The following is a 26,127-nucleotide window of genomic DNA, read 5'->3' as shown; positions in this document are numbered from 1 at the left end:
CATGACCACGCCCGCAGTGCAACTGGAGAACCTCGGCCGCCAGATGGCGTTCTACGGCCGGGCCATCGCGTGGGCGCCGCAGGCGATTCGCCGCTACCCGCGGGAGGTGCTGCGGCTGCTCGGCGAGGTCAGCTTCGGCAGCGGGGCGCTGGCGGTCATCGGCGGCACGCTCGGCGTGATGATCGGCATGACCCTGTTCACCGGCACGATCGTCGGCCTGCAAGGCTATTCGGCCCTCAACCAGCTCGGCACCTCGGCGCTGACCGGGTTCATCTCGGCCTACTTCGACACGCGCGAGGTGGCCCCGCTGTCGGCCGGCCTGGCGCTGTCGGCCACGGTGGGCTGCGGCTTCACGGCTCAGCTCGGCGCGATGCGCATCTCCGAGGAGGTCGACGCGCTGGAGGTCATGGGCGTGCCGAGCCTGCCGTACCTGGTCACCACCCGCATGATTGCCGGCGTCGCCGCGGTCATTCCGTTGTACGTCATCGGTCTGCTCTGTTCCTATCTGGCCTCCCGCGAGATCACCGTGCTGTTCTACGGGCAGTCCGCCGGCACCTACGACCACTACTTCGCCCTGTTCCTACCGCCGGAAGACGTGTTGTGGTCCTTCGGCAAGGTCATGGTGTTCAGCGTCGTGGTGATCCTCGTGCACTGCTACTACGGCTACACCGCCACCGGCGGGCCGGCCGGTGTCGGCGTCGCGGTCGGCCGGGCGGTGCGGGCGGCGCTGGTGTCGCAGACGGTGCTGGACTTCTTTCTCAGCCTGGCGATCTGGGGCTCGTCCACGACGGTGCGGATCGCCGGATGAACCGATACCACGTGTTCGGCGCGGCCTTCCTGGTGGTCATCGTGGCCTTCCTGACGTTCACGGTCGCCGTCTACGAGAAGGCCTTCACACCGGCCGTGCACGTGACCCTGAAGGCCGACTCGGTCGGCAACCAGCTCACTCCCGGCGCGGACGTCAAGGTGCGGGGCGTGGTCGTCGGCGAGGTGCGCTCCGTCGGCACCGACGGCGGCGTGGCGTCGCTTGACCTTGCGCTGCAACCGGATCTGGTCGATCAGGTGCCGGCGAACGTGACAGCCCGGCTGCTGCCGAAGACCCTGTTCGGCGAACGCTATGTGGCGCTGCAGATTCCCACCCGCCCGGCCGCGCCGATCGAGGCCGGGGCGGTGATCGGGCAGGACCGCAGCAGCTCGGCCATCGAGATCAGCAAGGTGCTGGACGATCTGATGCCGGTGCTCCAGGCCGTGCAACCACAGAAGCTCGCCGGCACTCTGACCGCGCTGTCACAGGCGTTGGACGGTCGCGGCAAGCAGCTCGGCGAGGTGTTGACCCAGGCCGACTCCTACCTCAAGCAGCTGGCGCCGTGGCTGCCCGACCTGAACGCCGATCTGGCCGCCCTGTCGCAGGTCGCCGACACGTATTCGACGGCTGCGCCGGACTTCCTGCACGCCTTGGCCGATCTGACCACGACCAGCCGGACCCTGGTCGATCAGCGGACCCAGCTGGACACGCTGTACTCCGTGGTCACGACCACGGCGGTGGATCTGGACAGCTTCCTGCGGGTCAACCAGGCCAACGTGATCGGCCTCGCCGCCTCGGCCGCGCCGACTCTGGCCGTGCTGGCCAAGTACGCGCCGGAGTATCCCTGTGTGCTGGGGCAGCTCGCCGACCAGCTCGCCAACGCCGACTTCACCTTCGGCAAGGGCACGGATCACCCGCAGATGGGCAAGTTCACGCTGTCGATCACCGCCAGCCGCGGAGCGTACAAGCCGGGCGTGGACACGCCGAAGTACCTGGACACCCGCGGGCCGCAGTGCTACCAGAAAGCCAGTGCCGGCAACCTTTTCCCGCAGTACCCGCCCGGTGGACCCATCCAGGACGGATCCACCCATCCGCCGGCCGGCACCACCGTGCAGGCCGCCACCGGGTCCGTCGCCGGTTCGCCGGCTGAGCAGCAGCTGCTCAATCTCCTGATGGCTCCCCAACTCGGCGTGATGCCGCAGGACGCGCCCGGCTGGAGTTCGCTGGTGGTCGGCCCGCTGCTGCGCGGCTCGGAGGTGACGCTGAAATGAGATCCACCCTCGGCGCCGGTGTGAAGATCACCCTCTTCACGGTGGTCACCGTGTTGCTGACCGGCATGCTCGCGGCCACCATCGTCAATGCCAGCTTGGGAAATACCGCCCGGTACCACGCGGTCTTCACGGACGTCAGCGGCCTGAACAAGGGTGACGACGTCCGTGTCGCCGGTGTCCGAATAGGACAGGTCGACGACATCGCGCTGGTGGACAACAAGAACGCCGAGGTGACCTTCGAGCTGGCCGCCGACCGCAAGCTGCCGGCGTCCTCCACGGCCACGATCAAGTACCGGAACCTGGTGGGACAGCGCTACATCTCCCTCGGCACCGACGTCGGCGACCCGAACGCGGTCCTGGAGCCGGGCACGACGATCCCGCTGAGCCGCACCCAGCCGGCGCTGAACCTGACCGCGCTGTTCAACGGGTTCAAGCCGCTGTTCCAGGCGTTGTCGCCCAAGGACGTCAACCAGCTGTCGTACGAGATCATCCAGGTGCTGCAGGGCGAAGGCGGCACCATCAACGACCTGCTGGCCCACACCGCCTCCGTCACCTCGGCCATTGCCGGGCGGGACAAGGTGATCGGCCAGGTGATCGACAACCTGACCGCCGTGCTGGCCACCATCAACGGCCGCGGCGCCGAGCTGTCGAGCCTGATCTCGACCGTGCAGCAGCTGGTCAGCGGCCTGGCCGAGGACCGCCAGCCGATCGCCGACGCGATCACCGCGCTGGACGGCCTGACCACCGCGACCTCCGACCTGCTGGCCCAGGCCCGACCGTCGCTGCAACAGGACATCGGCAACCTCGGCCAGGTGTCGACCCTGCTCAACCACGCCGATCCGACGCTGGACAAGTTCCTGCAGAAGCTGCCCGGCGATCTCCAGGCCTTCACCCGGACCGCCAGCTACGGCGGCTGGTTCAACTACTACCTGTGCCGGCTGTCCGGCTCGATCAGCGTCGGCTCGCTGGGCGTGGCGCTGCCGATCGTGCCGTTCCCGGTGTCCCAGATGCCGGCGAGGTGTGGCCCATGAGGCGGGAAGCGCTGGTCGGGTTGGTCACGGTGGTCGTGCTGGCGCTCGGTGTGCTGGCCGCGTTCAACGCCGACGACCTGCCGATCATCGGCGGCGGCACCACGTACTCCGCCTATTTCAGCGAGTCGGCCGGCCTGGTCGCCGGCAACGAGGTCAGCGTGGCCGGCGTGAAGGTCGGGCAGGTGCGGCGGGTGTCGCTGGCCGGCAACAAGGTGCTGGTCGAGTTCCGGGTCGGCGACGTCTTCCTCGGCGACAAGTCGAGCGCGTCCATCCAGATCCGGACCGTGCTCGGGGACAAGTACCTTGCGCTGCAACCGGATGGCACCCAGGCGCAGGATCCGCGGCAGACCATTCCCAAGGACCGCACGCTGTCGCCGTTCGACGTCACCGACGCGATCAACCAGCTCGGCAGCACCGTCGGCCAGATCGACCCGACCCAGCTCGCCGCCAGCTTCCAGGTGCTCTCGGACGCCCTGAAGGACACGCCGGAGCCGTTGAAGCAGGCCGCCGCCGGGCTGTCGTCACTGTCCACGACGATCGCGTCCCGTGACGATCAGATCGCCGGAATGTTGGCCGGCACCAACCAGTTGAGCGCCACGGTGGCCTCCCGCGACGCCGAGATCACCAAGCTGCTCGACGACGGCAATCTGCTGCTCGGCGTTGTGCAGCAACGCAAGCAGGCCATCGCCCAGCTGCTCTCCGGCACCCAGCAGCTGGCCAAGCAGCTCAGCGGCCTGGTCACCGACAACCAGAACCAGCTCAAGCCGGCGCTGGACCAGTTGGACGAGGTCACGGCCGTGCTCGCCCGCAACCAGGACAACCTCAACCAGGCCCTGGCCTCGCTGGCCCCGTTCGTCCGGGTCTTCAACAACACCATCGGCACCGGCCGTTGGTTCGACGGCTACATCTGCGGCCTGCTGCCACCCGCGCAGACCACTGCCGGCCTGGAGTTCAACCCCGGCGGCTGCTCCACGCCGCTGGCCGATCCGAGCCTGGGGTCGAAATGACGCGCGTCCTCGCCATCGCCTGCGTCGTCGCCCTGGTGCTGGCCAGCGGTTTCCTCTGGCTGGCCCCGACTTCCGGCACCGTCGTCACCGCGTACTTCGACAAGACCATTGGTCTGTACTCAGGTTCGGCCGTGCGGGTGCTCGGCGTGAAGGTCGGCACGATCGACTCCGTGACGCCCGTCGGTGGTCAGGTCAAGGTTCGGTTCACTGTGGACCGTGACGTGCAGATCCCGGCCTCCGTGCACGCCGTGGTCATCGCTCCCAGTCTGGTCAGCGACCGCTACGTGCAGCTCACGCCCGCGTACGACGGTGGCCCCGAGCTGCCGCCCAATTCCACGCTGTCCCGCGATCGCACCGCCAGCCCGGTCGAGTTGGACCAGTTGTTCACCAGCGTCGATCAGCTCAGCCAGGCCCTCGGCCCGTCCGGCGCCAACAAGAACGGCGCCCTGTCCAACCTCGTCGACACCGCCGCCGCCAACCTCTCCGGCACCGGCGATTCCCTCAACAACACCCTCAAGCAGCTCTCTTCGGCCGCCAGCACCCTCGACCACTCCAAGGGCGACCTGTTCGGCACCGTCAACAACCTCAGCCAGATCACGTCGACGCTGGCGTCCAGCGATCAGCAGGTCCACGACCTCACCGGCCGTCTCGCCGACACCACCGGCTTCCTCGCCGACAACCGCCAGCAACTCGCCGCCGCCGTGTCCTCGCTGGCCGCGGCCCTGACCAAGGTGCAGGGTTTCCTCACCGACAACAAGGGCCTCATCCAGACCAACGTCGACAACCTCGCCGCCATCACCAAGACTCTTGTCGACCAGCGGGCCGCCCTGGCCGAGGTGCTCGACGTGGCCCCCACCGCCGCCACCAACTTCGTCAACGCCTACGACGCCAAGTCCGGTTCCATCGCGGTTCGCGGCAACATCAACGAACTCACATATCCGCCCGTGATGATGGTGTGCCAGCTCCTCCAGCGCAGCACCCCCACCCAGATCCCCGCCACCCTCGCCGACCTGTGCAAGCAGATCGCGCCGCTGTTGGACGGCACCCTCCATCTGCCGTCGGCGGCGGACGTGTTGTCGGCGCTGCAACAGGGAAAGCTGCCTCCATTGCCGCTGCCGCTGCTGGGGGGAGGAAAATGAGGGCGGGGCCGGCCGACCGGTCGTTGTCCGCCGGCAATGGTGGCGGCCTGAGGCGGCGCTCGCTGGCCATCGTGGTCGTTCCCCTTCTCCTCCTGACCGGCTGCAGCCTCTACGACACGCCTCTGCCCGGCGGCGCGGATCTCGGCGATCACCCCTATCACGTGACCGTGGAGTTCACGGATGTCCTCGATCTGGTGCCGCAGTCGAGCGTGAAGGTCGACGACGTGCCGGTGGGGCGGGTCGACCGCATCGACCTCGCGCCGGACAACAAGACCGCGCAGGTGGACGTGCTGATCAACGGCTCGGTACGGCTGCCCGCCAACACCGGCGCGCAGCTCGGCCAGTCCAGCCTGCTGGGGGAGAAGTACGTGCAGTTGACCGCGCCGGCGCAGGCCGCCGGCGAGCTGCGGGACGGCGCGGTGATCACGAAGGACCGGACCGCCCGCAGCGCGGAGATCGAAGAGGTGCTGGGAGCGCTGTCGCTGCTGCTCAACGGGGGCGACATCGGGCAGGTGCAGAACATCGTCCGTGAGCTCAACGCGGCCATGACCGGCAACGAGCCGCAGATCAGGTCCTTTCTGTCCCAAGTGGACAATCTGGTGCGGGACCTGGACGGGCAGAAGGACAACATCGTCAAGGCCATCGACGCCATGAACCGGTTGACGACCACATTGGCCGGGCAGCGGGACAACGTGGCCACGGCGCTGGACGGGCTGGGGTCGGGGCTGAAAGTCGTCACGGAGCAGCGCACCGAGCTGACCAGCATGTTGAACGCGTTGGATCACTTGTCGTCGGTGGCGGTGGACACGATCAACCGCAGCCGCGACGACCTGGTCGGTGATCTCCGGCAGTTGCAGCCGGTGCTGCAGAAGCTCGCCGAGACCGGTTCGAAGCTGCCGGCGGCGCTGGAGTACCTGGCCACCTACCCGTTCAGCGACTACGCGGCCAACGATGTGAAGGGCGACTACTTCAACTCGGACATCCGGTTCAACCTGGACCTCAGCTCCCTACTCGGCCCGCAGTCGCCGATCATCGGGGGTGTGGGATGAGACTCCGCGTCCAACTGGCCGTGTTCCTCGTGGTCGCGCTGGCCGGCATCGTGGGGTTGTACCGGTTCCTGGAGACGCCGGGCTACCAGATCTCCGTGCAGCTCAGCGATTCCGGCGGGGTGTTCCCCAACGCGGAGGTGTCCTACCGGGGCGTGACGGTGGGGCGGGTCAACCAGCTCAAGCTGTCGAGCGCGGGCGTACAGGCCGTGTTGACGATCGATGCCGCCGCGCCGCACATTCCGGCCAGCGCCAAAGCGGTCGTGGCCAATCGGTCGGCGGTGGGGGAGCAGTACATCGACCTGGAGCCGCAGGACGACAACGGGCCCTATCTCAGCCAAGGATCGGTGATACCGCAGGAGCGGACGACGCTGCCGCCGAGCCCGGACCAGGTGCTGTCCAATCTGGACGCCCTGGTCAAGAGCGTGCCGGCGGACAAGCTGAAGGTCGTGGTGGACGAGCTGGACAAGACGTTCACCGGGACGGGGCCGGACCTGCAGAAACTGCTGGACGCCAGCAGCAGCCTGACGACCGAGGCGGCGAGGAACCTGCCGCAGACGAAGGCGTTGCTGAGCGACGGCAAGGCTGTGCTGTGGACGCAGAACAAGGACGCGGCGGCGATCACCTCATTCGCCCAGTCGCTGAACAAGGTTGCCGCGCAGCTCAAGGGATCCGACGCCGACATCCGGTCGCTGATCAGCGCGGCGCCGGCCGCGGCGCAGCCGGTGGACGACATCCTCCGGTCCTCGGGGCGGAATCTGAGCGTGGTGCTGGCCAACCTGTACACGACAACGGCGATCACCTCGTCGAGGACGGCCGGTGTCGAGGAGCTGCTGGTGGCCTATCCGGTGATCACGGCGTTCACGCCGGGGCTGTCGCCGGACGGCACAGGGCACCTGGGACTGGTGCTGAACTTCTTCAATCCCTTCCCCTGCACCAAGGGCTACGAGACGACGCAGGAGCGGCCGGCCAACAGCACGGCGCCTAAGGCGGCCAACGCCCAGGCCTACTGCGCGGAGCCGCCCAACAGCCCGATCGATGTCCGGGGCTCGCAGAACGTGCCGCGCGGCAACACACCGCGGCTACCGGGCGCCCTCGGCACCACAACGACCACGCCGTCGCCGACGAACATGGCGCAGCTGCTGGGATTGTCGGGATGAACCGGGTCCTCGCGGTCGTCGCGCTGCTGGCCGTGCTGGGCGCCGGCTGGGCGGCCTGGAACTGGTGGCAGTCCGATCACTCCGACGCCGTGACCTACGCGCAGACCCGGGACCTGGTGCTGGCGACGGCCTCGGACCAGATCAAGACCCTCAACACGGTCGACTACCGCAAGGCCGAGGACGATTTCACGCAGTGGCAGCGGGTCACCACCGGCAATCTGCTCAACCAGTTGACCAATCAGCACGACAGTGACGTCGCGGCGACCAAGCAGCAGAAAACCGTGTCCACGGCCAAGATTGTCGACGCGGCGGTGGACACGGTGGACACTCGCGCCGGCACGGCGACCGTGCTTGTGGCAGTCGAGGTGACGATCAGGCAGGCTGACGGTCAGCCCTCCGTACGAAAGAGCCGCGTGGATGCGGTGCTGTCCCGCACCGAGGACGGCTGGAAGACCGGGACCGTGCAGGTGATCGAGTGAGGGCCGCGGCGGCGGTCGTCGTCGTGGCCATCGCCGCGGCGGTCTGGTTCTGGGTCGACCAGGCGCCGCCGATGACCAACACGGCGCTGGTCGACACGGCGACCACGAGCCAGGTCAAGGACCAGGTCAAGAAGGCGGTCGAGAACTCCTTCTCCTACGACTACACCGACACCGCCCGCACCGAGAAGGCGGCGCGAAGCGTCCTCGTCGGGGATGCCATGCGGCAGTACGAGCAGCTGTTCGAGCAGGTCCGCACGCAGGCGGCCGCCCAGAAACTGGTCCTGGTCAGCACCGTCCGCGCGATAGCGGTGCGGGAGCTCCACGCCGACGACGCGACGCTGCTGGTGTTCGTGGACCAGCAGGCCGTGCGAACGGGAGACAACGGCAACACCTCGACATCGGCCCAGCTCAGGGTGGTCGCGCATCGGACCGGCGACACCTGGCGGGTGACCGGCCTGACCGTGCTCTGAACCTGTGACTCGGGTGCCCGAGAGCGGGACTCGCGGTTGACAGCGGTCATATAGTCGGTTCCGAGTAGTCGGATCCGAGGAGTGGACGTGGGCAGGAGAAGCCGCAACACGCTGGCGCTGGCGGTGCTGGGGCTGTTGATCGAGGAGCCGTCGCACCCGTACGAGATGGCGCAGCGACTGCGGGAGCGGAACAAGGAGACCAGCTTCAAGGTCACCACCGGCTCCCTGTACGACGTGGTCGAGGGGCTGGAGCGGGACGGGTGGATCCGCGCGGTGGAGATCGTGCGGGACGGCAACCGGCCGGAACGCACCGTCTACGAGTACACCGAGCTGGGGCTGGCCGAGTTCCAGAAGTGGATCGACGAGTTGATCCGGATGCCGGTCAACGAGTACCCGAAGTTCATCGCCGCCGTCAGCTACGTCGGTGTGCTCGGCGTCGAGGGCGCCGTCGCCGCGCTCACCGAGCGGGCCGACCGGCTGGAGGAATCCGTCAGGCAGACCGACGACCAGCTGAAGGGGATCACCCTGCGGCGGTTGTTCATGATCGAGGTGGAGTACGCGCAGGCGATGCGCCGCGCGGAAGTGGAGTGGCTGCGACAGGCCGCCGCCGAGATGACCGCGGGCACGATCGCGTGGCCGAAACCGGGGGAGGAGCAGTGATGGACACCGATGTGGTGATCGCCGGCGCCGGGCCGGCCGGGCTGACGCTGGCCTGTGAGCTGGCGATGGTCGGCGTGCGCACCGTGTTGCTCGAACGCGAACCGCGGAGACCGGGATTCTGCCGTGGTTTCAACCTGAACGCCCGCAGCCTGGACGCGTTCGACCGGCGGGGCATCGCCGACCGCTTCATCGCCGAGGGCCACAAGGTTCCGGTGACGTCCTTCGGCGGCCTGCCGGCGCCGTTGGACATCGGCAATCTCGGCTGGGAACACCCGTACACGCTCGGCATCGCGCAGACCCGCGTCGAGGAGATCCTCGAAGAGCACGCCGCCGAGCTCGGCGTGGACATCCGCCGCGGCCAAGCCGTGCACAGCTTCACCCAGGACGACAGCGGCGTCACCGTCAACGGCGAGCTCCGGGCCCGGTACCTGGTCGGCTGCGACGGCAGCCGCAGCGCGGTGCGCAAGCTCGCCGGCATCGATTTCCCTGGCACGCCAACCACTCGTTACGTCATGCTCGGCGACGTCGAGACCGATCTTGTCCCCGGTAAGCATGAGGGCGGCGTCTTCGTGATCCCGCGCCCAGGCTACGTCCGTGTCGTGGTGGCGGACCCCGTGTTCGACCGTGCCGAGCCGATCACCCTGGCACAGCTCAATTCCACTGTGGACGAAGCGCTCGGCCGGCACGTCGAGATGGCCGAACCGCGCTGGCTCACCAGGTTCGGCAACGCCGCCCGGCAGGCGGCCCAGTACCGCAGCGGACGCGTGCTGCTGGCCGGCGACGCCGCGCACATCCACCCGCCGGCCGGCGCGCAGGGCGTCAACCTGGCCATCGCGGACGCGATGAACCTGGGCTGGAAGCTGGCCGCCGCCGTGCAGGGCTGGGCCTCGCCGGAACTGCTCGACACGTACCACCGCGAGCGGCATGCGGCCGGGGCGCGAGTCCTGCTGCACACGCAGGCACAGGCGTTGCTCGCCGGCGACGGGATCGGCCCCTTGCGCGACCTGTTCGCCGAACTGAGCGAGCTCGACAGCGTCGGCCGATACCTGGCCGAACTCGCGACCGGGGTGGAAACCCGGTACGAGATGGGCGAATTCGCCACTCATCCGTGGCTCGGGCGAATGGCTCCGGACATTCCGATCGCGATCGACGGGTGTCCGACCAGTGTCGCCAAGCTGCTGCGCGGCGGCTCCGGACTGCTGCTCGACTTCGGTGGGCTGGACCATCCGCCCCTGGACCGGGTCGACGTGGTGCGGGCCGAGCCGCTGGACACCGAGTCGATGGACGAGGGCCAGGTCGCGGCGATGCTGGTCCGGCCGGACGGCCACGTCGCCTGGCTGGCCACCGCCGACGGCCGGGCCGAGCCGGGGCCGCTGGCGGCGGCGCTGTCCCGCTGGTTCGGGCTGGTGCCGGCCTGAGGAGCCCGCCGCCGCCCGGTTCGGCGGCTGGAACCGGGCGCCGGTGGGGACTGACCGGGCGCCGCGTGCGGAGGACGCCGACGAGGCCGGGAAGCCGTCAGCGGGTCGGTGGCGCCGGGGGAGCGCCACCGATCCGGCCGAAAAAGATCAACATTCCTTCCAGGCGAAGCGATAAATGGTGTTAACGCTTCCGTCCGTCGAGTCCATCGTCATGAAACTGGTGGTCGACGGGTCCGAGGTGCCGGCCGCGACACGCAGCTCGGTGTTGACATTGAGGTTCCGGTCGACGCCGCAGGGCGCGAAGACCAATGCCGCGACATCGGTCCTGTCGACCGTCTCCCAGTCGTTGAAGAACGGACCCGAGAACCGGTGGGGGACGCGCGCCGTCGGCGACGTGCCCTGGAAGTAATAGTTGGCCTGTTCCATGCCGGAGGCGCCCGAGTGAAGATCGGCGAAGCCTCGGTAATCGGCCTCGGCGATCGCGTACGTGAACCCCTGGGGGACATGGACGCGCAGGGACAGCTGGCAGTTCTTCCTGATGTCCGTCGGCGCCGACTGCGGCCCGGCCTGGGCCAGGTATTGGCTGTAGGTGACGGTGAACGCGGAGTTGTCCGAGGCGACGGCCACGGCGGCGGTGCCGGCGGGGCACCCGGATCCGTTGACCGTCACGACGTTGACGGTGACCGGACCTGAAGGCGGAGCGGAATCGGGAGCGGAAACCGGGGCAAAGATCATCGATAATGCCATACCGGTAGCCGCCATCGTAGTAAGCATGGGTTTCCTTCCCAATACTTTTCACGACAGGATCGCACGCGTGGCTCACGGTAGCGCAGTCGTAACAACGGAGCACCCACTGAACGGTGGAACATGAAAACGGCCCGTTGTCCGATGGTGGGATGAATTGACCTCGGTTGCTTTACGTGTCGGAAACGGCTTTCCGTGTCTTGCTGCGTACGGGCTATCGGTAAACGCTCACGCCGATGCTGCGACTGCCCAAACTCGGCGACTCCGTTCGGCGGACGCGTTTGAGTCGGCGCTGAACGGGTAGCCGCAGCCATCGGGCCGGACGGGCCCCCAGTGGAGGTGAACGGCCATGATCGTCGGACTCGTGTTGATCGTGCTGTCGGTCGCCGCAGCGGTGACCGCGGTGGCGTTCAACGGCTCCGGTGCCGGGCACGAGATCACCGCGTTCGGGCAACACGTGGCGAACGCCAACGATATGCAGATCTTTCTCGGCGGCATCGTGATCGCCCTGGTCTTCTGCCTCGGCGTGTGGATGGTGGCCGTGGCCGGCCGTCGCCGTCGGGCGGCGCGGGCCGACTACCGGACCGCGCGGCGGGAGGCCAACGACGCCGCCCGTGAGCGCGACCGGCTCGCGGAGCAGCTCAGCACGCAGCAGGAGATCACCCAGCGGGAGCAGGACACCACCGTGATCGGTCGCCGCCACGACCACGACGTCACGTCCTGAGGGCCCGGAGTTCCTTGCGCCACACGAACTTCAGGCCCGACCAGTCCTGTGACAGCGCGGCGACCTTGACGTCGACCAGCCCGGTCGGCAGCAGCAGTTCGAGCAGCAGGTTGTCGGTGATGTCACTGCGGTGACCACCGGCGCGGCGGGGCCAGCAGACCCACAGCGACGACGCCACCGCCAGTCCCGACGCAAGGGTGGTGACGTCGTCACTGAGGTCGGCGTGGCGGTAGAAGGCGAGGACGACATCTGCCCCGGCGATGTCGTCCTCGCCTTCCTGCACTGTCACGTCCGGGAACAACCACCCCGGCGGGGCATGCCGCAGCGTCACCAAGTGGCCCGGCTTGATGCCGAGCTTGCGATCGAGCGGCGTGCCCTCGGCCATGCGGCGATTCTAGGAGTTCCCGGCAGTGGCTGAGGGTGCCCAGCGGGCGAGTTCGGCACGGGCGGCGGCCAGCTGGGCATCCGACGGCGTCGCCGCCGACTCGGCCACGAGCGCGTAGTGCAGCCCCGGCGTGGCCGGCAGCTGCAGGCGGTCGCCGGCCCGGGAGGCCGTCAGATCCGAGACCACCACTGCGTTCATGTCGGCCGGCACGTGCAGCTCCGTCGGGGCGTCCGAGGCCGATCCCTGCCACACCAGCACGCCGTAGCGGCCGCTGCCGACGATCGTCGACGTGGCGGGCATGGAGCCGGGGACGGGGTTCCAGGTCAGCACCTGGCTGCCGTCGCGCGACCGGTCCTCGTAGGTGAACGCCAGCGTGTGGCCGGCCACCGCCGCCGGGTACAGCCGGTCCAGCAGCCGCGAATCCTGGCGGAGCTGATTTCCTTGCACGGCCGAGTAGTCCTCGCCGTTCCAGGCGTCGGCCGTGGTCTGCACCTTGTTCGGGTTGTCGTTCATCAGCTCGTGGTGCTGTCCACTGTAGACATCCCAGTGCCACTGCGTGCCCGACAGCACCGGGCCGGACTGCGCCGGGTGGCTCCACCAGTTCGCACCGGACAGCCGTGAGTCCAGGGCCTGGTACATCGCCTTGTCCACGGTCGGCGTCTTGTCCGACGTGTTGCCGGTCAACGGGTGCCCGAACTCGGTGACGATCGCCGCCGTGCCCAGTGCCGTGGCGCGGTCGCGGATCGTGCCGAAGTCGTTCGAGTACTGGCCGTCGCCGGCCTTGCCCGGCATGAACACGCCCGACTGCGCCAGCTCGTCGTAGAAGTGCGTGTTGAAGACGTAGCGGGCGCCCATCGCGCCGGTGTCGAGGAAGCCGCCGACCTGCTTCTGGAACGAGATGTTGGCGTTCCAGAACATGTTCGGCTCGACGAAGGCCGGCTTGTCCGGCCAGCCGGCGGTGTCCATGGCCTGCCGGAAGCGCTGGAAGAACGGCCACAGCACCGTCTGCTCCCAGGACTGGCTGGTCTGGTTGCTGTCGTAGCGGCCGGCGAAGGGCTCGTTCCACGGGTCCATGCCGGCGAGCCCGGCGAACTCGTCGGCCGTCAGGTGGTCGTGCAGGTAGCGCATGGTCTGCGTGGCCTGGTTGACGAACTCGTCCTGCACGCCGTTGGCGTTGTGCCAGAAGTCGCTGGTGGCCGCGGTGACCGCGCCGTTGTTCGTGACGTTCTGTCCCCAGTGGACACAGAGGCCGCAGCTCTCCTGCGGGTAGTGGCCCTGGTCCACCACCCACTTCGGCGCGCCGTCGCCGCTGTACCAGCTGCCGGTGTTGAACAGGTAGCGGGAGTAGAGGTCCTGGTGGTAGTCCGGCAGCACCTCGAAGCCGGCGTCCAGGAAGGCCCGCATCTGGTCGGTCAGCTTGGTCAGATAGCCGGTGTCGACCTGGCCCTTGACCGGTTCAACGCCGGCCCACGAGATCATGAAGCGGACCGCGTTGGCGCCCGTGAGCCGGCGCATCGCCGCGGCCGAGGCCTGTGCGTCGGCTGTGCTGGCGAACGGCAGGAAACCGTTCTCGGCCAGCTTCACCTCGCCGGCGATGTTGAAGCCCCGCAACACGACCTCGCGGCCATGACCGTCCACAAAGGTCCCGTTGTGGACGGTCAGGCCGCGTGTTTCCGTTACCGCTGTCGCCGCGGGGGCCGTGCTGAGCACAGCCGTCGCCGCCGCGAGCACCGCGATCAGTGCCCTCATCACGCTCCCTGTAAAACATGAAAAAAATTCGCGCTTGACAGTAGTGATGAGCGTGAGCAGGGGTCAATGGGCCGTTCGGTGCCTTTCTCGATGCTCTTTGCGCTGATCGACTCGTTCGACAGGTCAGGAATGCTGGGCGCGTTCGTACAACGGTTTGGTGATCTTGCCGCCGAACTGCGGCCCGACCAGGTGTCGCGTGCATCCCGAGTGATCTGGCGTGGCACAGACATTGTCTGTGCCGGTCGTGAAATAGCCGCCCTGGGTGTTGTCGCCGACGACCGTGCCGATGCCGTGGTGGAAGTCGGCGATCCGGGGGCCGCCGCTGGAGCCGCCGCCCATGGTGCAGGCCGGACCCCACTGGTCGGGACCGGCCGGGAAGTCGGGCGGGCCCGGGTACTCCTTGGCGACGCCGTGGCAGAAGGCCAGCCGCTCGCCGGTGTACTCGGGCAGGTTGTCACGGGCGGGATCGCTGCTGGCGCGGGGATAGCCGAACTGGAACTGGTCGACGGCGCCGGGCCGGTCGAAGCCGATGTGCTGGGCGGCGCCGACGGCGTCCCGGACCCGCTGACCCTGGGCGTTCGGGTTCAGCACCACGAAGGCCTGGTCGTACGGGTCGTACTTGACGGCGTCCTGCTGGTCGTTCCGCAGCCAGGTCGCGTCGGCCACGCCGAGCCGGCCGACGAATGTGCCGTACGGGGCCTGGCCGTCGTGGTAGCCGGGGACGAACAGCACGTTGGCGTTCCAGGCGTTGTTGTCCCCCAACAGATCCGTGTTGTTCACGCAGTGCCCGGCGGTGACCACCGTGCTGCGGTTGGCGCTGTCCACGACCGTCGCCGTGCAGCTGGCGTCCTCGCCGTGGTCGGTGAAGAACAGCCGGCCCACCGTCCGGTTCTCCCCGGTCCAGGGCGCGCCGTCGGGGCCGGCCTTGGGCGGGTTGTGCGCAGTGGACGGCACGATGAGCGCCTTGATCCGCTCCGGCGTCCAGTAGGCCAGCACCGCCTGCTGGTCGGCGGCGCTGACCGCCTGCTCGTGCACCACCACATGGTCCGCGGCCGTCGCCGTCGGCGCGACGAATACCGTGCCGGCGAAGAGAATTCCGATACCGAGTGCGGTTCGCATGCCGGCAGGCTACGGCCGAGATGTCAGGAACCTGTGGTGAGGACTTGAAGGTGCTGTGCTAGCCGGCTTCGCGGTCCTCCTGCTCCTGGGGTGGGGGCTCGATGAGGGAGGCGGCGCGGAGGGCGACCTCCAGCTCGAAACGGGCGTCGGGGCAGCGGAGCTGGTCCCCGAACAGGCGCTCCACCTGCCGCATGCGGTAGCGCACGGTCTGCGGGTGCACACGGAGGCGGGCGGCGATCTCGGGGGCGCCGCCGCGGGTCTCCAACCAGGCCAGCAGGGTCTCGCCGAGACGCTTGTGCTGCTTGTCGGTCAGCGGGGCCAGCGGCGCGAGGCGCGTGCGGATGAGCTGCTCGACCAGGAACTCGTCGGTGAGCAGCCACAGCGTGGACAGGTGGTCGGCGCAGCGCACCGGGGAGGAGTCCTCGATGGTGTTGCGCCGCACCAACTCCCGGGCCAGCTGCGCGTGCCGGTATGACTTGGCGGCGTCGGACAGGGCGGTGGTCGGCCCGATCACCACCCGCCAGCCGGACAGCGCGTCGGCGCAGCGGGACCACCAGTCGGCGGCGTCGGGATCGGGCACCATCAGGCAGGCCTGCGCGCCCTGGAAATCGGCCAGCACGGTGTCCGGCAGCTCGGGCACGGAGTCTCCGCTGACACGATCCAGCATCACGACGCAGAGCTGCGCCGGCAGCGGCCAGCGGGCGGGGGCGGCGAGCTCGGCCGCCTCGGCGCGGTCCCGGTCCTCCTCGCTGATCAGCAGCCGCACCAGGCGCTTGCGCCGCCGTTGCAAGCCCTGCGCGCTGCGGGCCTGCATGTCGGCGTAGCCCTCGACGGACAGGGCGATCAGCTCGTCGGCGTAGGCCAGGGTGGCCTCGCCGAGGGTGAACATCATGGCCGTGGGCAGGCCGCTGCGCTGCCTGAACCGAATCAGGTGCCGCCACGCCACGCGCGTGCCGAGGCGGTAGGCCTTCTGCAATGAGTCGAGGCTGCGGCCCTCGCTGGCCTCCAGCCGTCCGAGCTGGCGGTACACCTCGGCGAAGTCGGCGCGGGGCCGGTCGGGTTCGGCGATGCGGTCCACGAACTGCTTCAGCGCCTGGTCGACGCCCAGCCGGATGGCCTGCCCGTAGCAGCCGTCCAGCGGCTTCGCGTACTCCGGGATCGTGGCCCGGATGGTGTGGACGATGTCCTCGGCCAGCGGGGCCAGCTGAGGTCTGATCAGTGTCGCCAATTCCCTGGGCAGCCGTTCGGCGGTCGTTCTCATGGCTTCATCCCCAGAACTGTCGTGGTTCGGTGATTCTGCCACACGGGACCCGGTTTTGACTCCGGTCAGTAATCGTCACCACCATGACAGTGAAGTGCTCATGATCGTGATAAAAACCGCGGAAAAGCCTTTCACTCCAGCACTGTCGAGTAACCCTCAACCCCGCGAGCTCCCCCAAGGATTAGACACTGCGCGTCACACCGAAACACGGTTTCAGGCACGCACCGCGACCAGGGACTTGGTCAGGCCGGCGGCGCGCTCGTGCCAGATGTCCGAGTCGGGGAACAGCAGGCGCATCTCCGTCAGCGACAACAGCTCGGTGGCCAGCACGGCGTCGGCCGACTCGGCGCGGCCGGGAATCGCGGCGTGACCCAGCGGCCACCGGCGCACGGCCGCGGCCCGGACCGGCACGGGCAGGAACTGGAGCCCGGGGAACGCCCAGTGCGGCTCGATGGGGAAATACCGGTAGGGGGTTTGCACCCAGTGCCGGTCGGAATGCCCGTGGATCACGTCCGCCAGCTGCCGCCGCCGGGCGTAGCCGCCGACGTGCTCCAGCAGGGAATTCGACACCACGAGGTCGAACTGCCCGCCCGACAGGCCTTCCGGCGCGCAGGCGTCGCCGACGACGTGGTCGACCCAGGGCTCCGGGGCTTGCGCCGGCACCAGGTTCACGGTCGTGACATGGACCGGCCGGATGCTCGACTGCCGCCAGAAATCGGGCAGCCCGCCCAGATCGAGCACCCGCATGGACGCCAGCGACGGGAACCGCCGCGTCAGCTCGTTCCACCGCTTGGCCCGCGCCCGCGCGGACAGCGACCCCGGATTGTTCGGATCGGTCAGCACGCGCTGGATGGTGCGGCTCATGCTCATGGCCGGCTCCTCGCCCCTCGCCCCCGTACCCGACCCATCGGCCCGACCTCGTGACCGATTACGGGGGGCCGGTCGGCCGCCACGAAACGGGCAAGGGCCCCTTCGGCCGCCCGACTACGTACACTCCGCCAGGTGAGCGAAACGGCCGGTATCCCGGTCAGACAGCAGGGGATGCGCGACCACAACCTGGGTGTGGTGCTGCGCGGCATCGCCGACGGCGAGGGCGTGTCCCGGGCCGAGGTGGCCGCGGCGACCGGCCTGACGAAGGCCACGGTGTCCAGCCTCGTCGACGAACTGGCCCGTCACGACCTGATCGTGGAGGCCGGGCCGGCCGGCAACAGCGTCGGCCGGCCAGGACAAGCACTGCGGCTCAACCCCGACGGGCCGGTCGGTGTCGGCGTCGAGATCAACGTGGACTACCTGGCGTGCTGCGTGCTCGACCTGTCCGGACGCCCACGGCACCAGGCGGTGTCGTTGGCGGACAACCGGGACCGGCCCGTGGGCGAGGTGCTGGCCGAGGCGGCGGGGCTGGTGGAGTCCGCGTTGGACGCGGCGAAAGCCGCCGGACTGTCGGCGTCCGGCGTCGTGGCGGCCGTGCCGGGCCTGGTGCGGACGGCCGAAGGGCTGCTGGCCTCCGCGCCGAACCTCGGCTGGACCCAGGTGGCGGTGGTGGCCGACCTGTCCCGGCCCGGGTGGCCGCGGGTCAGCGTGGAGAACGAGGCGAACCTGGCGGCGCTGGGGGAGTTGTGGTTCGGCGAGCCCACCCGCACCGACTTCATCCACGTCTCGGGCGAGATCGGCATCGGCGCCGGCGTGATCGTCGGCGGCGAGCTGTTCCGTGGCCGCAACGGTTTCGCCGGCGAGCTCGGTCACGTGACGGTGCGGCCCGACGGCCCCGTCTGCGGCTGCGGGGCCCGCGGCTGCCTGGAGGCGATCGCCGGCCAGGAGGCGATCCTGCGCGCGGCCGGCCTGCCGCCCAGCACCGGCACGACCCTGGCCACCCCGGCCGGGCCGTTGGCTCGGCTGGTGGAACGGGCGGAGGCCGGCGACGAGCGGGCCGTCAACGCCGTGCGGACGGCCGGCGAGGCCCTCGGCGTCGCCCTGGCCGGCATGGTCAACCTGCTCGACCTGGACGCCGTGCTGCTGGGCGGCATGTTCGCGTTGCTGGCGCCGTGGCTGCGGGAGCCCGTGCAGGCCGAGATGGCGACCAGGGTGTTGGGCGCTCGGTGGACGGAGCCGCAGGTCGAGGTGTCCAGACTCGGCTGGGAGGCGGCGGTTCGCGGCGCGGCCGGCTCGGTGGTCAACCGCATCGTGCAGAACCCGGCCGACCACATGCGCCGATCGGCCTGACCGGTCACGTCGGCTCTTGGACCGAGACCCGGAAAAACGCCGATTCCGCCTCTCGTGACCGTTCCCGAGGATAAGGTTGTATCAGCAAACTTTCGTACCGGGTGATCCCACGGGGGAGGTGAGGATCTTGAACATCAGGCGTGCCTACCACCAGTACTGCGGCCTCGCGTCCGCGCTGGACGTGTTGGGCGAGCGGTGGACCCTGCTGATCGTGCGTGAGCTCCTGTTGGGGCCGCGGCGCTACAGCGACCTGCTGGCCGACCTGCCGGGGCTGGGCACCAACCTGCTGGCCGACCGGCTGAAGTTCCTGGTCGACAAGGGCGTCATCCAGCAGTGCGCCGGCCGCGCCGCCTACGAGCTCACCGCGGGTGGCGCGCTGCTGCGGCCCATGGTGCTCGACCTCACCCGCTGGGGCTTCGGCTTCACCCCGGACAAGTCCACTGTGGACGCCGTGCGTCCGCGCTGGGGTTTCCTCGCCGCCGAGACCCGCCTGCGCGAGGACCGCGCCGGCGACATCGACGAGGACTATGAGTTCCACGTCGACGACGAGGTCTTCCGGTTCGAGGTGCGGGACGGCCGCGTGCAGGCCGCGGCCGGGCGGGCCGGGGCGGCGTCGGTGGTGGCGACGGCGGACGCCGTGACGCTGGTGCGCTTGGGCGCCGGCCAGATGTCGGCGGACGACGCCATGGCGGCGGGGGAGTTGACCATCAGCGGTGCGGTCGACGCCGTGCGCCGCTGCCGGGAGCTACTGGACCTGCTCTGAAACACCGCGAGTCCCGCTCTCGGGCAACCATGAAGCAGGTAACGACCGGCGCATGAGGAAGCCCCGCGCCACACCGTCGCACGGGGCTTCCTTTTAACCTGACCGTCAGGGGCAGGTCTTCCACGCGAAGTGGTAAGTGGTCGTAATGCCCACGTCCGTTGAGTCCATGCTGAGGAAGCTGGTTGTCGTCTTCGGGTTGGACGTTCCGGAGGCAACCCGGAGTTCGGTGTTAATGTTGAAGTTCCGCTCCTGGCCGCACGGCTCCCAGATCAGGGAGGCGATATCGGTGGTGTCGGTGTTCTGCCAGTCGTCGTCGAACGGCCCGGCGAGGTTGTGCGAGGTATAGGCGGTCGGCGCGTTGCCCTGGAAGTAGTAGTTGGCGCGCTCCTGTCCGGTCGCACCCTTCTCCAGATGGCCGAATCCCCGGTAATCGGCCTCTGCGATCGCGTACGTGAATCCTGACGGCACGTGAACCCGGAGGTTCAGCTGGCAGTTCTTACGCAGGTCGGTCGGGAGCGCACCGACCCCGACCTGCGCCGTGTAGCTGCTGTAGGTCACGGTGAACGCCGTGTTGTCCGGGGCGACGGCGACCGCGGCCGTGCCGGCCGGGCACCCGGAGCCGAGGACCGTCGCGACGTCGATGACAATCTTGTCGGGCGGCGGAGGGGTGGTCCACGCAAACGGCTGTATCGTTTGCAAGAGGGAGAAAACCACACCGGTTGCGGCCAGCGTTTTCAGCATGGGTGTCCTTCCCAATACTCCACGACTGGGGGGCGGGTGCGACCCACGGTAGCCGCAAATGCGAAAAATGTGGCCCACTGAACGGAGTAACAAGCTGAGTCGTATTCAGCTTCGTCCTGACAGGGCACGATGGGATCGTCCCATGAGCGGCCTTTATTGTGTCAGCCGCGCCCGATGAATGGCATCGCTGTTGCCATGACGGTCATGAACTGCACATTGGCGCTCAAGGGTAGGCCCGCCATGTAGAGCACCGCGTCGGACACCGCGGAGACGTCCATACGCGGTTCCGGGCGAATGGAGCCGTCCGCTTGGGGCACACCGTCGGCCATTCGGGCGGTCATCGCCGTCTCGGCGTTGCCGACGTCGATCTGGCCGCACGCGATGTCGTGCTGGCGGCCCTCCAGCGACAGCACGCGGGTCAGTCCGGTCACGGCGTGCTTGCTCGCGGTGTAGGCCACCGAGTTGGGCCTCGGCACGTGCGCGGACAGGGAGCCGTTGTTGATGATCCGGCCGCCGCGCGGCCGCTGGCGCTTCATCACCCGAAAGGCGGCACGGGCGCAGAGGAAGGAACCGGTGAGGTTGGTGCCGATCACCTTCGACCACATCTCCGCCGACATGTCCTCGACGGGCGCGGCCCGGCCATTCGTGCCGGCATTGTTGACCAGAAGGTCGAGCCGGCCCCACGCGCTCTCCACGGTTTCGAACAGGGCCTCGACCTGTTCCTCGACGGCCACGTCACACGGCACGACCAGGGCGTTCTCGCGGTCGCCCGCGGTCTCCCGCAGGGTCTGCTCGCGCCGCCCGGCCAGCGCCACGTGGTAGCCGGCGTCCAGCAGGGCCACCGCCGTGGCCGCCCCGATGCCGGCGCCCGCGCCGGTCACAATTGCTGTCCTCATGCTGGTCAACGTACCGTCGCACGTCCATAGTGGACCCGGGTCGGGTGTGGCCAACACCTACTGCCCGTAGTAATACAGGGTCGCTATTGTGTGACCCATCGAGGGACGTGCGGGTGAGGGTGTTCACGAGGAGTAATCGGTCATCGACACGGGGCAGCTGATCGGCGGGCACTACCGGCTGGTCGAACGGGTGGGCAGCGGCGCCATGGGCGTCGTGTGGCAGGCCAGGGACGAGCGTCTCGAGCGGCTGGTCGCGATCAAGCAGCTCGTGCTCCAGCCCGGCCTGTCCGAGCAGGAGACGGACGAGGCGCGGCGGCGGGCCATGCGCGAGGCCCGGATCGCCGCCCGGCTGCAGCATCCCAACGCGATCACGGTGTTCGACGTCGCCGAGAACGACGGCGAGCCGTGCCTGGTGATGGAGTTCCTGCCGTCCCGCAGCCTGTCCTCGGTGCTGGCCGAGCGCGGCACGCTCTCGCCCGAGGAAGCGGCCAAGATCTGCGCGCAGGTGGCCTCGGCGCTGTCCGCGGCGCACGCGGCCGGCATCGTGCACCGGGACGTGAAGCCGGCCAACATCCTGCTCACGGAGAACGGCACCGCCAAGATCACCGACTTCGGCATCTCCCGCGCCGTCGGCGACGTCACCGTCACGCAGACCGGGATCTCGGCCGGCACGCCCGCGTACCTGGCGCCCGAGGTGGCCCGAGGCCACGACCCGAGCCCGGCGGCCGACGTGTTCTCGCTCGGCGCGACCTTGTACAACGCGGTCGAGGGCCGGCCGCCGTTCGGCACGAGCCAGAACCCGCTCGCCCTGCTGCACGCCGTCGCGACGGGCAAGGTGCCGCCGCCCAAGCAGGCCGGCTCCGTCACGACGCTGCTGATGGGCATGCTGGACGCCGAGCCCGAGGCCCGGCCGACCATGCGGGAGGCCGCGGACGCGCTGACCGAGGTCGGCGCCGGACGCTCGATGACCTGGACTCCGACCGCGAGGACCGCCGTGTTGGCCGCCGAAGGCGAGGCCGAGCCGCCGGCGTTGTTCCTGGCCACCGCGACGCTGCCGGAGCAGACGACCAAGCAGGACGTGCGCCAGCCGCCGGCGCCGGACAAGCCGGCGTCGCGGCGGGCGATCATCATCGGGCTGGTCGTGGCGGTGGTGGTGATCGCCACCGGGCTGATCGTGATCGCGGCCCTGAACGGCAACGGCAACGGCGGCACCCCGCCGACGACCTCGCTGAAGCCGACGACGACCGCGGGCCAGGTCCCACCGCCGGCCAACACCGGGACGCAGCAGACCTCGTCCGCGCCGGCGCCGAGCAGCACGACCGGCGCCTCGACGACCACGACCACGACGACCACCACGACGACGACCCGGCCCAGCGCCACCAACGATCCCGGCGGACCGCCGATCGACAAGGGCCAGGCCGGCACCTTGGTGATCAACTACTACAACACCCCGAATCCGACCGCTGGGTGGGGTTCGCTGTCGACCAATATCCAGGCGCTGTTCACCAACGACCAGAACGCCTACAACCAGTACTGGGCCGGATTCAGCCAGGTCTACGGAAACGGCGCGTTCGGTGTGAGCGACAATCCCGACGGCTCGGTCTCGGTGCCGGTCGACGTCACGTTCATCGGCACGGACGGCAGCAACGTCACCCAGCACAAGCAGATCCGGGTCATCCGGGTGGCCGGCCAGTTGCGTATCGACGGCGACCCCCGCAAGAGCTGATCGGGGGCCGCCGCCTCGACATCAGCCGGTGAAAGCCTCGAATCGCCGGCTGAAGTCGTACGGCTGCTGCGTCACATTGGTGCAGTTGGTCAGGCTGCCGTTGCACGCGTTGCGGTCACGGGTGACCTCCCAGAAACCGAGCTCGCCCAGGTGCTTGCCGTTCGCGTAGGTGGCCAGCGCCGAGGCATTGGCCAGCGAGAACGTGCTGGCGTCGTCGTTGACGCCGAGCATCGGCGTCACACCGACCATGCCCCACAGCTGGGAATCGGTCTTCGCCGGGTAAATGGCCTTCAGCTGGTCATGGGTGGCCTGCGCCGCCTGCTGCGCCTTCAGACCCATGTCCACGCCGTCGTGCTGGCCGTAATCCATGGCCATCACATTCACCAGGCTGACGTTCACGCCGTGATTCACCGCCGACTGCACGATGTACGTGCCGTCCGAAGTGAGGCCGTAGGGCATCACCGGCAGCGTGTACGAGACCTGGAGGCCCGGATTCGCCGCCTGCAACTTCGCCAGCACCGCATTGCGCCGGTCGACGGAAGTGTGGTCGACGACCGCGGCGCCCTCGATGTCGAAATCGAGCCGGCTCGTGGCGTACGCGGTGATGATGGCCTGGTATTGCTGCTGAATCGCCGTCTGGTCGGTGCACGAGCCCGCGAGTTCGGTGCCGGCCTCGCCGCCGAAGGAGATCGTCACGTCGCCGCCCTGGGCCCGCAGCGCGTCGATGTCGGCCCGGTCCCAGCCGGTGGTCGGGTCGTAGGCGTTGAACCAGCTCGCCTTGCAGCCGTTGCCGGTGACGAAGGCCAGGGTGAAGTTCTGCAGCCCGGAAGCGTTGGCGGTGTCGGTCAGGACCGGCGTCGGCCACGAGCCCATGTCCACGTACGGCGCCACCTTCAGCGGCCAGGTGCTGCCGCTGCCCGAGCCGGCGGCCGTCGTGACGGTGATGGCGTTGGAAGCCGCCGACTGGTTGCCGGCCAGGTCGTGCGCCTTGACCGTGAACGTGTACGCGGTGGACGGGGCCAGGCCGGTGACCGTGGCCGAGGTGCCGGCGATGGTCAGGGCCTTGGTCGACCCCTTGTAGACGTCGTAGCCGGTGACGCCGATGTTGTCCGTCGACCCCGACCAGGTCAGCGCGACGCCCGTGGTGGTGATGGTGCCGGCCTTCAGGTTGCTCGGCGCGGACGGCGGTGTCGTGTCCACGACCCCGGCGCAGGTCGCCCCGTTCAGCAGGCAGTCGCCCGGCAGCGCCGATCCGCTGGCGACGAAGCCGAACGCCGCCGTCGCCCCGGCCGCCACCGTGCCGTTGTAGCTCTTGTTCGTGAACGTGTAGTGGTTGTTGCTGACGGTTTCCGTGGCGTCCCAGGACGACGACACGGTGGTGCCGGCCGGCAGGTCGAACTCCACCTTCCAGCTGCTGATGCCGTGATTGCTCTGGTTGGTGACGGTGTACTGGCCCTGGTATCCACCGCCCCAGACGGAGGTCTGGGCGAAGTCGGCGCTGACGGCGCCGGGAGTGGCCGCGGTGGCCGGCGCGGCCAGCAAGGCCAGGGCGGCGACGACCAGCAGGGTTAGGCGTCGTGACGACATAGGGCTGCTCCAGTGAAGGTGGTGGCAGCCGTGCAGATCATGCGGGACCGTTCGACCGTCGCGCTAGGTCCGTTCGCCGTAGCCGCTGCTCGACGGGATGGCTGCCACGATCAGAGCCGCCGACGGCGTGGCGCAGCTGTCTCGGGATCGCCGCTGCGGTGCCGGCCGGACCGGTAACGTCCGTGCCGTGATCGAGGACCTGCTGCCCGCCGAGGTCGTGTCGGCCGACGTGCTCGGCGACGACCCCGACGCCCGGCTGCTGCCCGAGGAGGAGCCGGACGTCGCCCGGGCCGTGGAGAAGCGGGTCCGGGAGTTCACCATCGCCCGCACCTGTGCCCGGCGGGCCCTGGGCAAGCTCGGCGTGCCCGAGGTGCCGATCCTGCGCGGCCCCAAGCGGCAGCCGCTGTGGCCGGCCGGCATCGTCGGCAGCATCACCCACACCCGGGGCTACTATGCCGCCGCCGTGGCCCGGGCCGACGAGATGCTGACCGTCGGCATCGACGCCGAGATCCACGACGAGCTGCCCGACGGTGTTCTCGGCGTTGTCACTCTGCCCGAGGAGCGGGAGATGCTGGCCGCGCTGCCCGGCGATCTGTTCTGGGGCCGCATCCTGTTCAGTGCCAAGGAGAGCGTCTACAAGGCATGGTTTCCGCTGACCGAGCGGTGGCTCGGTTTTGGCGACGCGCGCCTGACCTTCCACCCGGACGAGAACCGGTTCTCGGTCGAGCTGCGGGTCGAGCCGCCCCTGGTCCGTGGGGTGCCGTTGGCCGGCTTCGAGGGCCACTACCTGGTGCGGGACGGTTACGTAGTGACGGCGATCGCCCTGCGCTGATACCGTGCCAACTAGAACGCGTTCTAGTTGGCGAGGTGGCTATGAGGTTCGGCGTCGTGCTGTTCAGCAGCGACCGGGGCATCCGTCCGGCGACGTGCGCCCGCGCCGCCGAGGACGCCGGCTTCCACTCCTTCTACGTCCCCGAGCACACCCACATCCCCGTACGCCGCGACGCCGCCCATCCCCGCACCGGCGGCGCCGAGCTTCCGGACGACCGCTACCTGCGCACCCTGGACCCCTGGGTCTCCCTCGGTGCGGCCGCCGCCGTGACGTCGCGGATCCGGCTGGCCACGGCGGTTGCGCTGCCGGTGGAGTCCGATCCGATCACCCTGGCCAAGACCATCGCGACCCTGGACTACCTGTCCGACGGCCGCGTCACGCTCGGCGCCGGCTTCGGCTGGAACACCGACGAACTGGCCGACCACGGCATTCCCGGCCGCTTCCGCTACACCGCGCTGCGCGAGTACATCGAGGCCATGCGGGCGTTGTGGACCTCTGACGTCGCTGCGTACCAAGGGAAGTTCGTGTCCTTCGGCGACAGCTGGGCCTACCCCAAGCCTGTCCAGTCCCACCTGCCGCTGCTGATCGGGGCCGGCGGCACCGAACGCACCTTCGACTGGATCGCCGCCCACGCCGACGGCTGGATCACCACCCCCGGCGAGACCGACGTCGACGCCGCTGTGCGCCTGCTCCTGGAGCGCTGGTCCAAGGCCTCCCGCCCCGGCAAGCCCTACATCGCCGCCCTGGACCGCGCCACCCCCGACCGTATCGAGCACCTCTCCGCCCTGGGAGTCGACGAGATCATCATCGGCGTCCCCGACAAGGACGAGGCCTCTGCCCTGGCCTTCCTAGCCAAAATGGGCACCCGCCTACACTCCTGAACCCCCGCGAGTC

The 26,127-nt window shown here is 69.1% G+C and carries 26 protein-coding genes; 17 read left to right on the top strand and 9 right to left on the bottom strand.

Features of this window, described 5'->3' with window-relative positions; genetic code table 11:
* Position 1 precedes the first annotated feature (1 nt).
* The 11 genes from AB0M73_RS39065 to AB0M73_RS39015 all read left to right on the top strand — a co-directional run bounded on the left by AB0M73_RS39065 (position 2) and on the right by AB0M73_RS39015 (position 10,486).
* Positions 2-808, top strand: coding sequence for an ABC transporter permease (locus tag AB0M73_RS39065; RefSeq protein WP_363902337.1), 807 nt, complete (start codon positions 2-4; stop codon positions 806-808).
* A complete protein-coding gene (locus AB0M73_RS39060) occupies positions 805-2,076 on the top strand; it encodes an MCE family protein (RefSeq protein ID WP_363902334.1) in 1,272 nt (423 codons plus the stop codon). Before AB0M73_RS39065 ends, AB0M73_RS39060 begins: the two co-directional genes overlap by 4 nt.
* Positions 2,073-3,107: an MCE family protein gene (locus AB0M73_RS39055; protein ID WP_363902331.1), complete on the top strand. Its 1,035-nt coding sequence runs from the start codon at positions 2,073-2,075 to the stop codon at positions 3,105-3,107. The genes AB0M73_RS39060 and AB0M73_RS39055 overlap by 4 nt, the downstream gene beginning before the upstream one ends.
* On the top strand, positions 3,104-4,114 hold the full coding sequence (locus AB0M73_RS39050) for an MCE family protein (protein WP_363902328.1): 1,011 nt from the start codon (positions 3,104-3,106) through the stop codon (positions 4,112-4,114). The genes AB0M73_RS39055 and AB0M73_RS39050 overlap by 4 nt, the downstream gene beginning before the upstream one ends.
* A complete protein-coding gene (locus tag AB0M73_RS39045; RefSeq protein WP_363902326.1) occupies positions 4,111-5,253 on the top strand; it encodes an MCE family protein in 1,143 nt (380 codons plus the stop codon). The genes AB0M73_RS39050 and AB0M73_RS39045 overlap by 4 nt, the downstream gene beginning before the upstream one ends.
* On the top strand, positions 5,250-6,302 hold the full coding sequence (locus AB0M73_RS39040) for an MCE family protein (RefSeq protein ID WP_363902323.1): 1,053 nt from the start codon (positions 5,250-5,252) through the stop codon (positions 6,300-6,302). The genes AB0M73_RS39045 and AB0M73_RS39040 overlap by 4 nt, the downstream gene beginning before the upstream one ends.
* Complete coding sequence (locus AB0M73_RS39035) at positions 6,299-7,459, top strand: MCE family protein (RefSeq protein WP_363902320.1); 1,161 nt, start codon at positions 6,299-6,301, stop codon at positions 7,457-7,459. Before AB0M73_RS39040 ends, AB0M73_RS39035 begins: the two co-directional genes overlap by 4 nt.
* Positions 7,456-7,938: a hypothetical protein gene (locus tag AB0M73_RS39030; RefSeq protein ID WP_363902317.1), complete on the top strand. Its 483-nt coding sequence runs from the start codon at positions 7,456-7,458 to the stop codon at positions 7,936-7,938. Before AB0M73_RS39035 ends, AB0M73_RS39030 begins: the two co-directional genes overlap by 4 nt.
* Complete coding sequence (locus AB0M73_RS39025) at positions 7,935-8,408, top strand: hypothetical protein (protein ID WP_363902314.1); 474 nt, start codon at positions 7,935-7,937, stop codon at positions 8,406-8,408. The genes AB0M73_RS39030 and AB0M73_RS39025 overlap by 4 nt, the downstream gene beginning before the upstream one ends.
* A gap of 87 nt (positions 8,409-8,495) precedes the next feature.
* The gene (locus tag AB0M73_RS39020; protein WP_363902311.1) at positions 8,496-9,068 is read left to right on the top strand and encodes a PadR family transcriptional regulator; all 573 of its coding nucleotides are present in this window, start codon (positions 8,496-8,498) and stop codon (positions 9,066-9,068) included.
* On the top strand, positions 9,068-10,486 hold the full coding sequence (locus AB0M73_RS39015) for an FAD-dependent monooxygenase (RefSeq protein ID WP_363902308.1): 1,419 nt from the start codon (positions 9,068-9,070) through the stop codon (positions 10,484-10,486). Before AB0M73_RS39020 ends, AB0M73_RS39015 begins: the two co-directional genes overlap by 1 nt.
* A gap of 147 nt (positions 10,487-10,633) precedes the next feature.
* Here AB0M73_RS39015 and AB0M73_RS39010 read toward each other — a convergent pair whose 3' ends face one another.
* Positions 10,634-11,233, bottom strand: coding sequence for a DUF4360 domain-containing protein (locus AB0M73_RS39010; protein WP_198047738.1), 600 nt, complete (start codon positions 11,231-11,233; stop codon positions 10,634-10,636).
* Between the two features lie 346 nt (positions 11,234-11,579).
* Between AB0M73_RS39010 and AB0M73_RS39005 the strand changes: the two genes are divergently transcribed.
* Positions 11,580-11,954: a hypothetical protein gene (locus AB0M73_RS39005; RefSeq protein WP_363902305.1), complete on the top strand. Its 375-nt coding sequence runs from the start codon at positions 11,580-11,582 to the stop codon at positions 11,952-11,954.
* On the opposite strand, the gene AB0M73_RS39000 is transcribed toward AB0M73_RS39005, so the two are convergent.
* The 5 genes from AB0M73_RS39000 to AB0M73_RS38980 form a co-directional block, all read right to left on the bottom strand.
* Positions 11,944-12,339: a hypothetical protein gene (locus AB0M73_RS39000; protein WP_363902302.1), complete on the bottom strand. Its 396-nt coding sequence runs from the start codon at positions 12,337-12,339 to the stop codon at positions 11,944-11,946. The genes AB0M73_RS39005 and AB0M73_RS39000 overlap by 11 nt on opposite strands.
* 9 nt (positions 12,340-12,348) lie before the next feature.
* Complete coding sequence (locus tag AB0M73_RS38995; protein ID WP_363902299.1) at positions 12,349-14,088, bottom strand: endoglycosylceramidase; 1,740 nt, start codon at positions 14,086-14,088, stop codon at positions 12,349-12,351.
* Positions 14,089-14,211: 123 nt separating this feature from the next.
* On the bottom strand, positions 14,212-15,207 hold the full coding sequence (locus tag AB0M73_RS38990) for a hypothetical protein (RefSeq protein WP_363902296.1): 996 nt from the start codon (positions 15,205-15,207) through the stop codon (positions 14,212-14,214).
* 58 nt (positions 15,208-15,265) lie between these two features.
* A complete protein-coding gene (locus AB0M73_RS38985; RefSeq protein ID WP_363902293.1) occupies positions 15,266-16,468 on the bottom strand; it encodes a helix-turn-helix domain-containing protein in 1,203 nt (400 codons plus the stop codon).
* Positions 16,469-16,681: 213 nt separating this feature from the next.
* On the bottom strand, positions 16,682-17,338 hold the full coding sequence (locus tag AB0M73_RS38980; protein WP_363902291.1) for a class I SAM-dependent methyltransferase: 657 nt from the start codon (positions 17,336-17,338) through the stop codon (positions 16,682-16,684).
* Positions 17,339-17,470: 132 nt separating this feature from the next.
* Between AB0M73_RS38980 and AB0M73_RS38975 the strand changes: the two genes are divergently transcribed.
* Both AB0M73_RS38975 and AB0M73_RS38970 read left to right on the top strand, forming a co-directional pair.
* Positions 17,471-18,688: an ROK family transcriptional regulator gene (locus tag AB0M73_RS38975; RefSeq protein WP_363902288.1), complete on the top strand. Its 1,218-nt coding sequence runs from the start codon at positions 17,471-17,473 to the stop codon at positions 18,686-18,688.
* 127 nt (positions 18,689-18,815) lie between these two features.
* Positions 18,816-19,451, top strand: coding sequence for a winged helix-turn-helix transcriptional regulator (locus tag AB0M73_RS38970; RefSeq protein ID WP_363902285.1), 636 nt, complete (start codon positions 18,816-18,818; stop codon positions 19,449-19,451).
* Positions 19,452-19,556: 105 nt separating this feature from the next.
* Here AB0M73_RS38970 and AB0M73_RS38965 read toward each other — a convergent pair whose 3' ends face one another.
* On the bottom strand, positions 19,557-20,192 hold the full coding sequence (locus AB0M73_RS38965) for a DUF4360 domain-containing protein (RefSeq protein WP_363902282.1): 636 nt from the start codon (positions 20,190-20,192) through the stop codon (positions 19,557-19,559).
* Between the two features lie 161 nt (positions 20,193-20,353).
* Positions 20,354-21,088: an SDR family oxidoreductase gene (locus AB0M73_RS38960; protein WP_363902279.1), complete on the bottom strand. Its 735-nt coding sequence runs from the start codon at positions 21,086-21,088 to the stop codon at positions 20,354-20,356.
* Positions 21,089-21,230: 142 nt separating this feature from the next.
* Between AB0M73_RS38960 and AB0M73_RS38955 the strand changes: the two genes are divergently transcribed.
* Positions 21,231-22,814, top strand: coding sequence for a serine/threonine-protein kinase (locus tag AB0M73_RS38955; protein WP_363902373.1), 1,584 nt, complete (start codon positions 21,231-21,233; stop codon positions 22,812-22,814).
* Between the two features lie 21 nt (positions 22,815-22,835).
* Here AB0M73_RS38955 and AB0M73_RS38950 read toward each other — a convergent pair whose 3' ends face one another.
* Positions 22,836-24,401, bottom strand: coding sequence for a cellulose binding domain-containing protein (locus AB0M73_RS38950; protein ID WP_363902276.1), 1,566 nt, complete (start codon positions 24,399-24,401; stop codon positions 22,836-22,838).
* Between the two features lie 187 nt (positions 24,402-24,588).
* Here AB0M73_RS38950 and AB0M73_RS38945 point away from each other — a divergent pair, with 187 nt between their 5' ends.
* Both AB0M73_RS38945 and AB0M73_RS38940 read left to right on the top strand, forming a co-directional pair.
* Positions 24,589-25,233 (top strand): 4'-phosphopantetheinyl transferase superfamily protein, encoded by a 645-nt coding sequence (locus AB0M73_RS38945; protein WP_363902273.1) that lies wholly within the window; start codon positions 24,589-24,591, stop codon positions 25,231-25,233.
* 41 nt (positions 25,234-25,274) lie between these two features.
* The gene (locus AB0M73_RS38940) at positions 25,275-26,114 is read left to right on the top strand and encodes an LLM class F420-dependent oxidoreductase (RefSeq protein ID WP_363902270.1); all 840 of its coding nucleotides are present in this window, start codon (positions 25,275-25,277) and stop codon (positions 26,112-26,114) included.
* The last annotated feature ends 13 nt before the right edge of the window (positions 26,115-26,127 follow it).

The organism is Kutzneria sp. NPDC051319, assembly GCF_040682195.1.
Lineage (GTDB): Bacteria > Actinomycetota > Actinomycetes > Mycobacteriales > Pseudonocardiaceae > Kutzneria.
The sequence above is the reverse complement of the archived record's forward strand: the minus strand, read 5'-3'. Positions and strand labels throughout refer to the sequence as shown.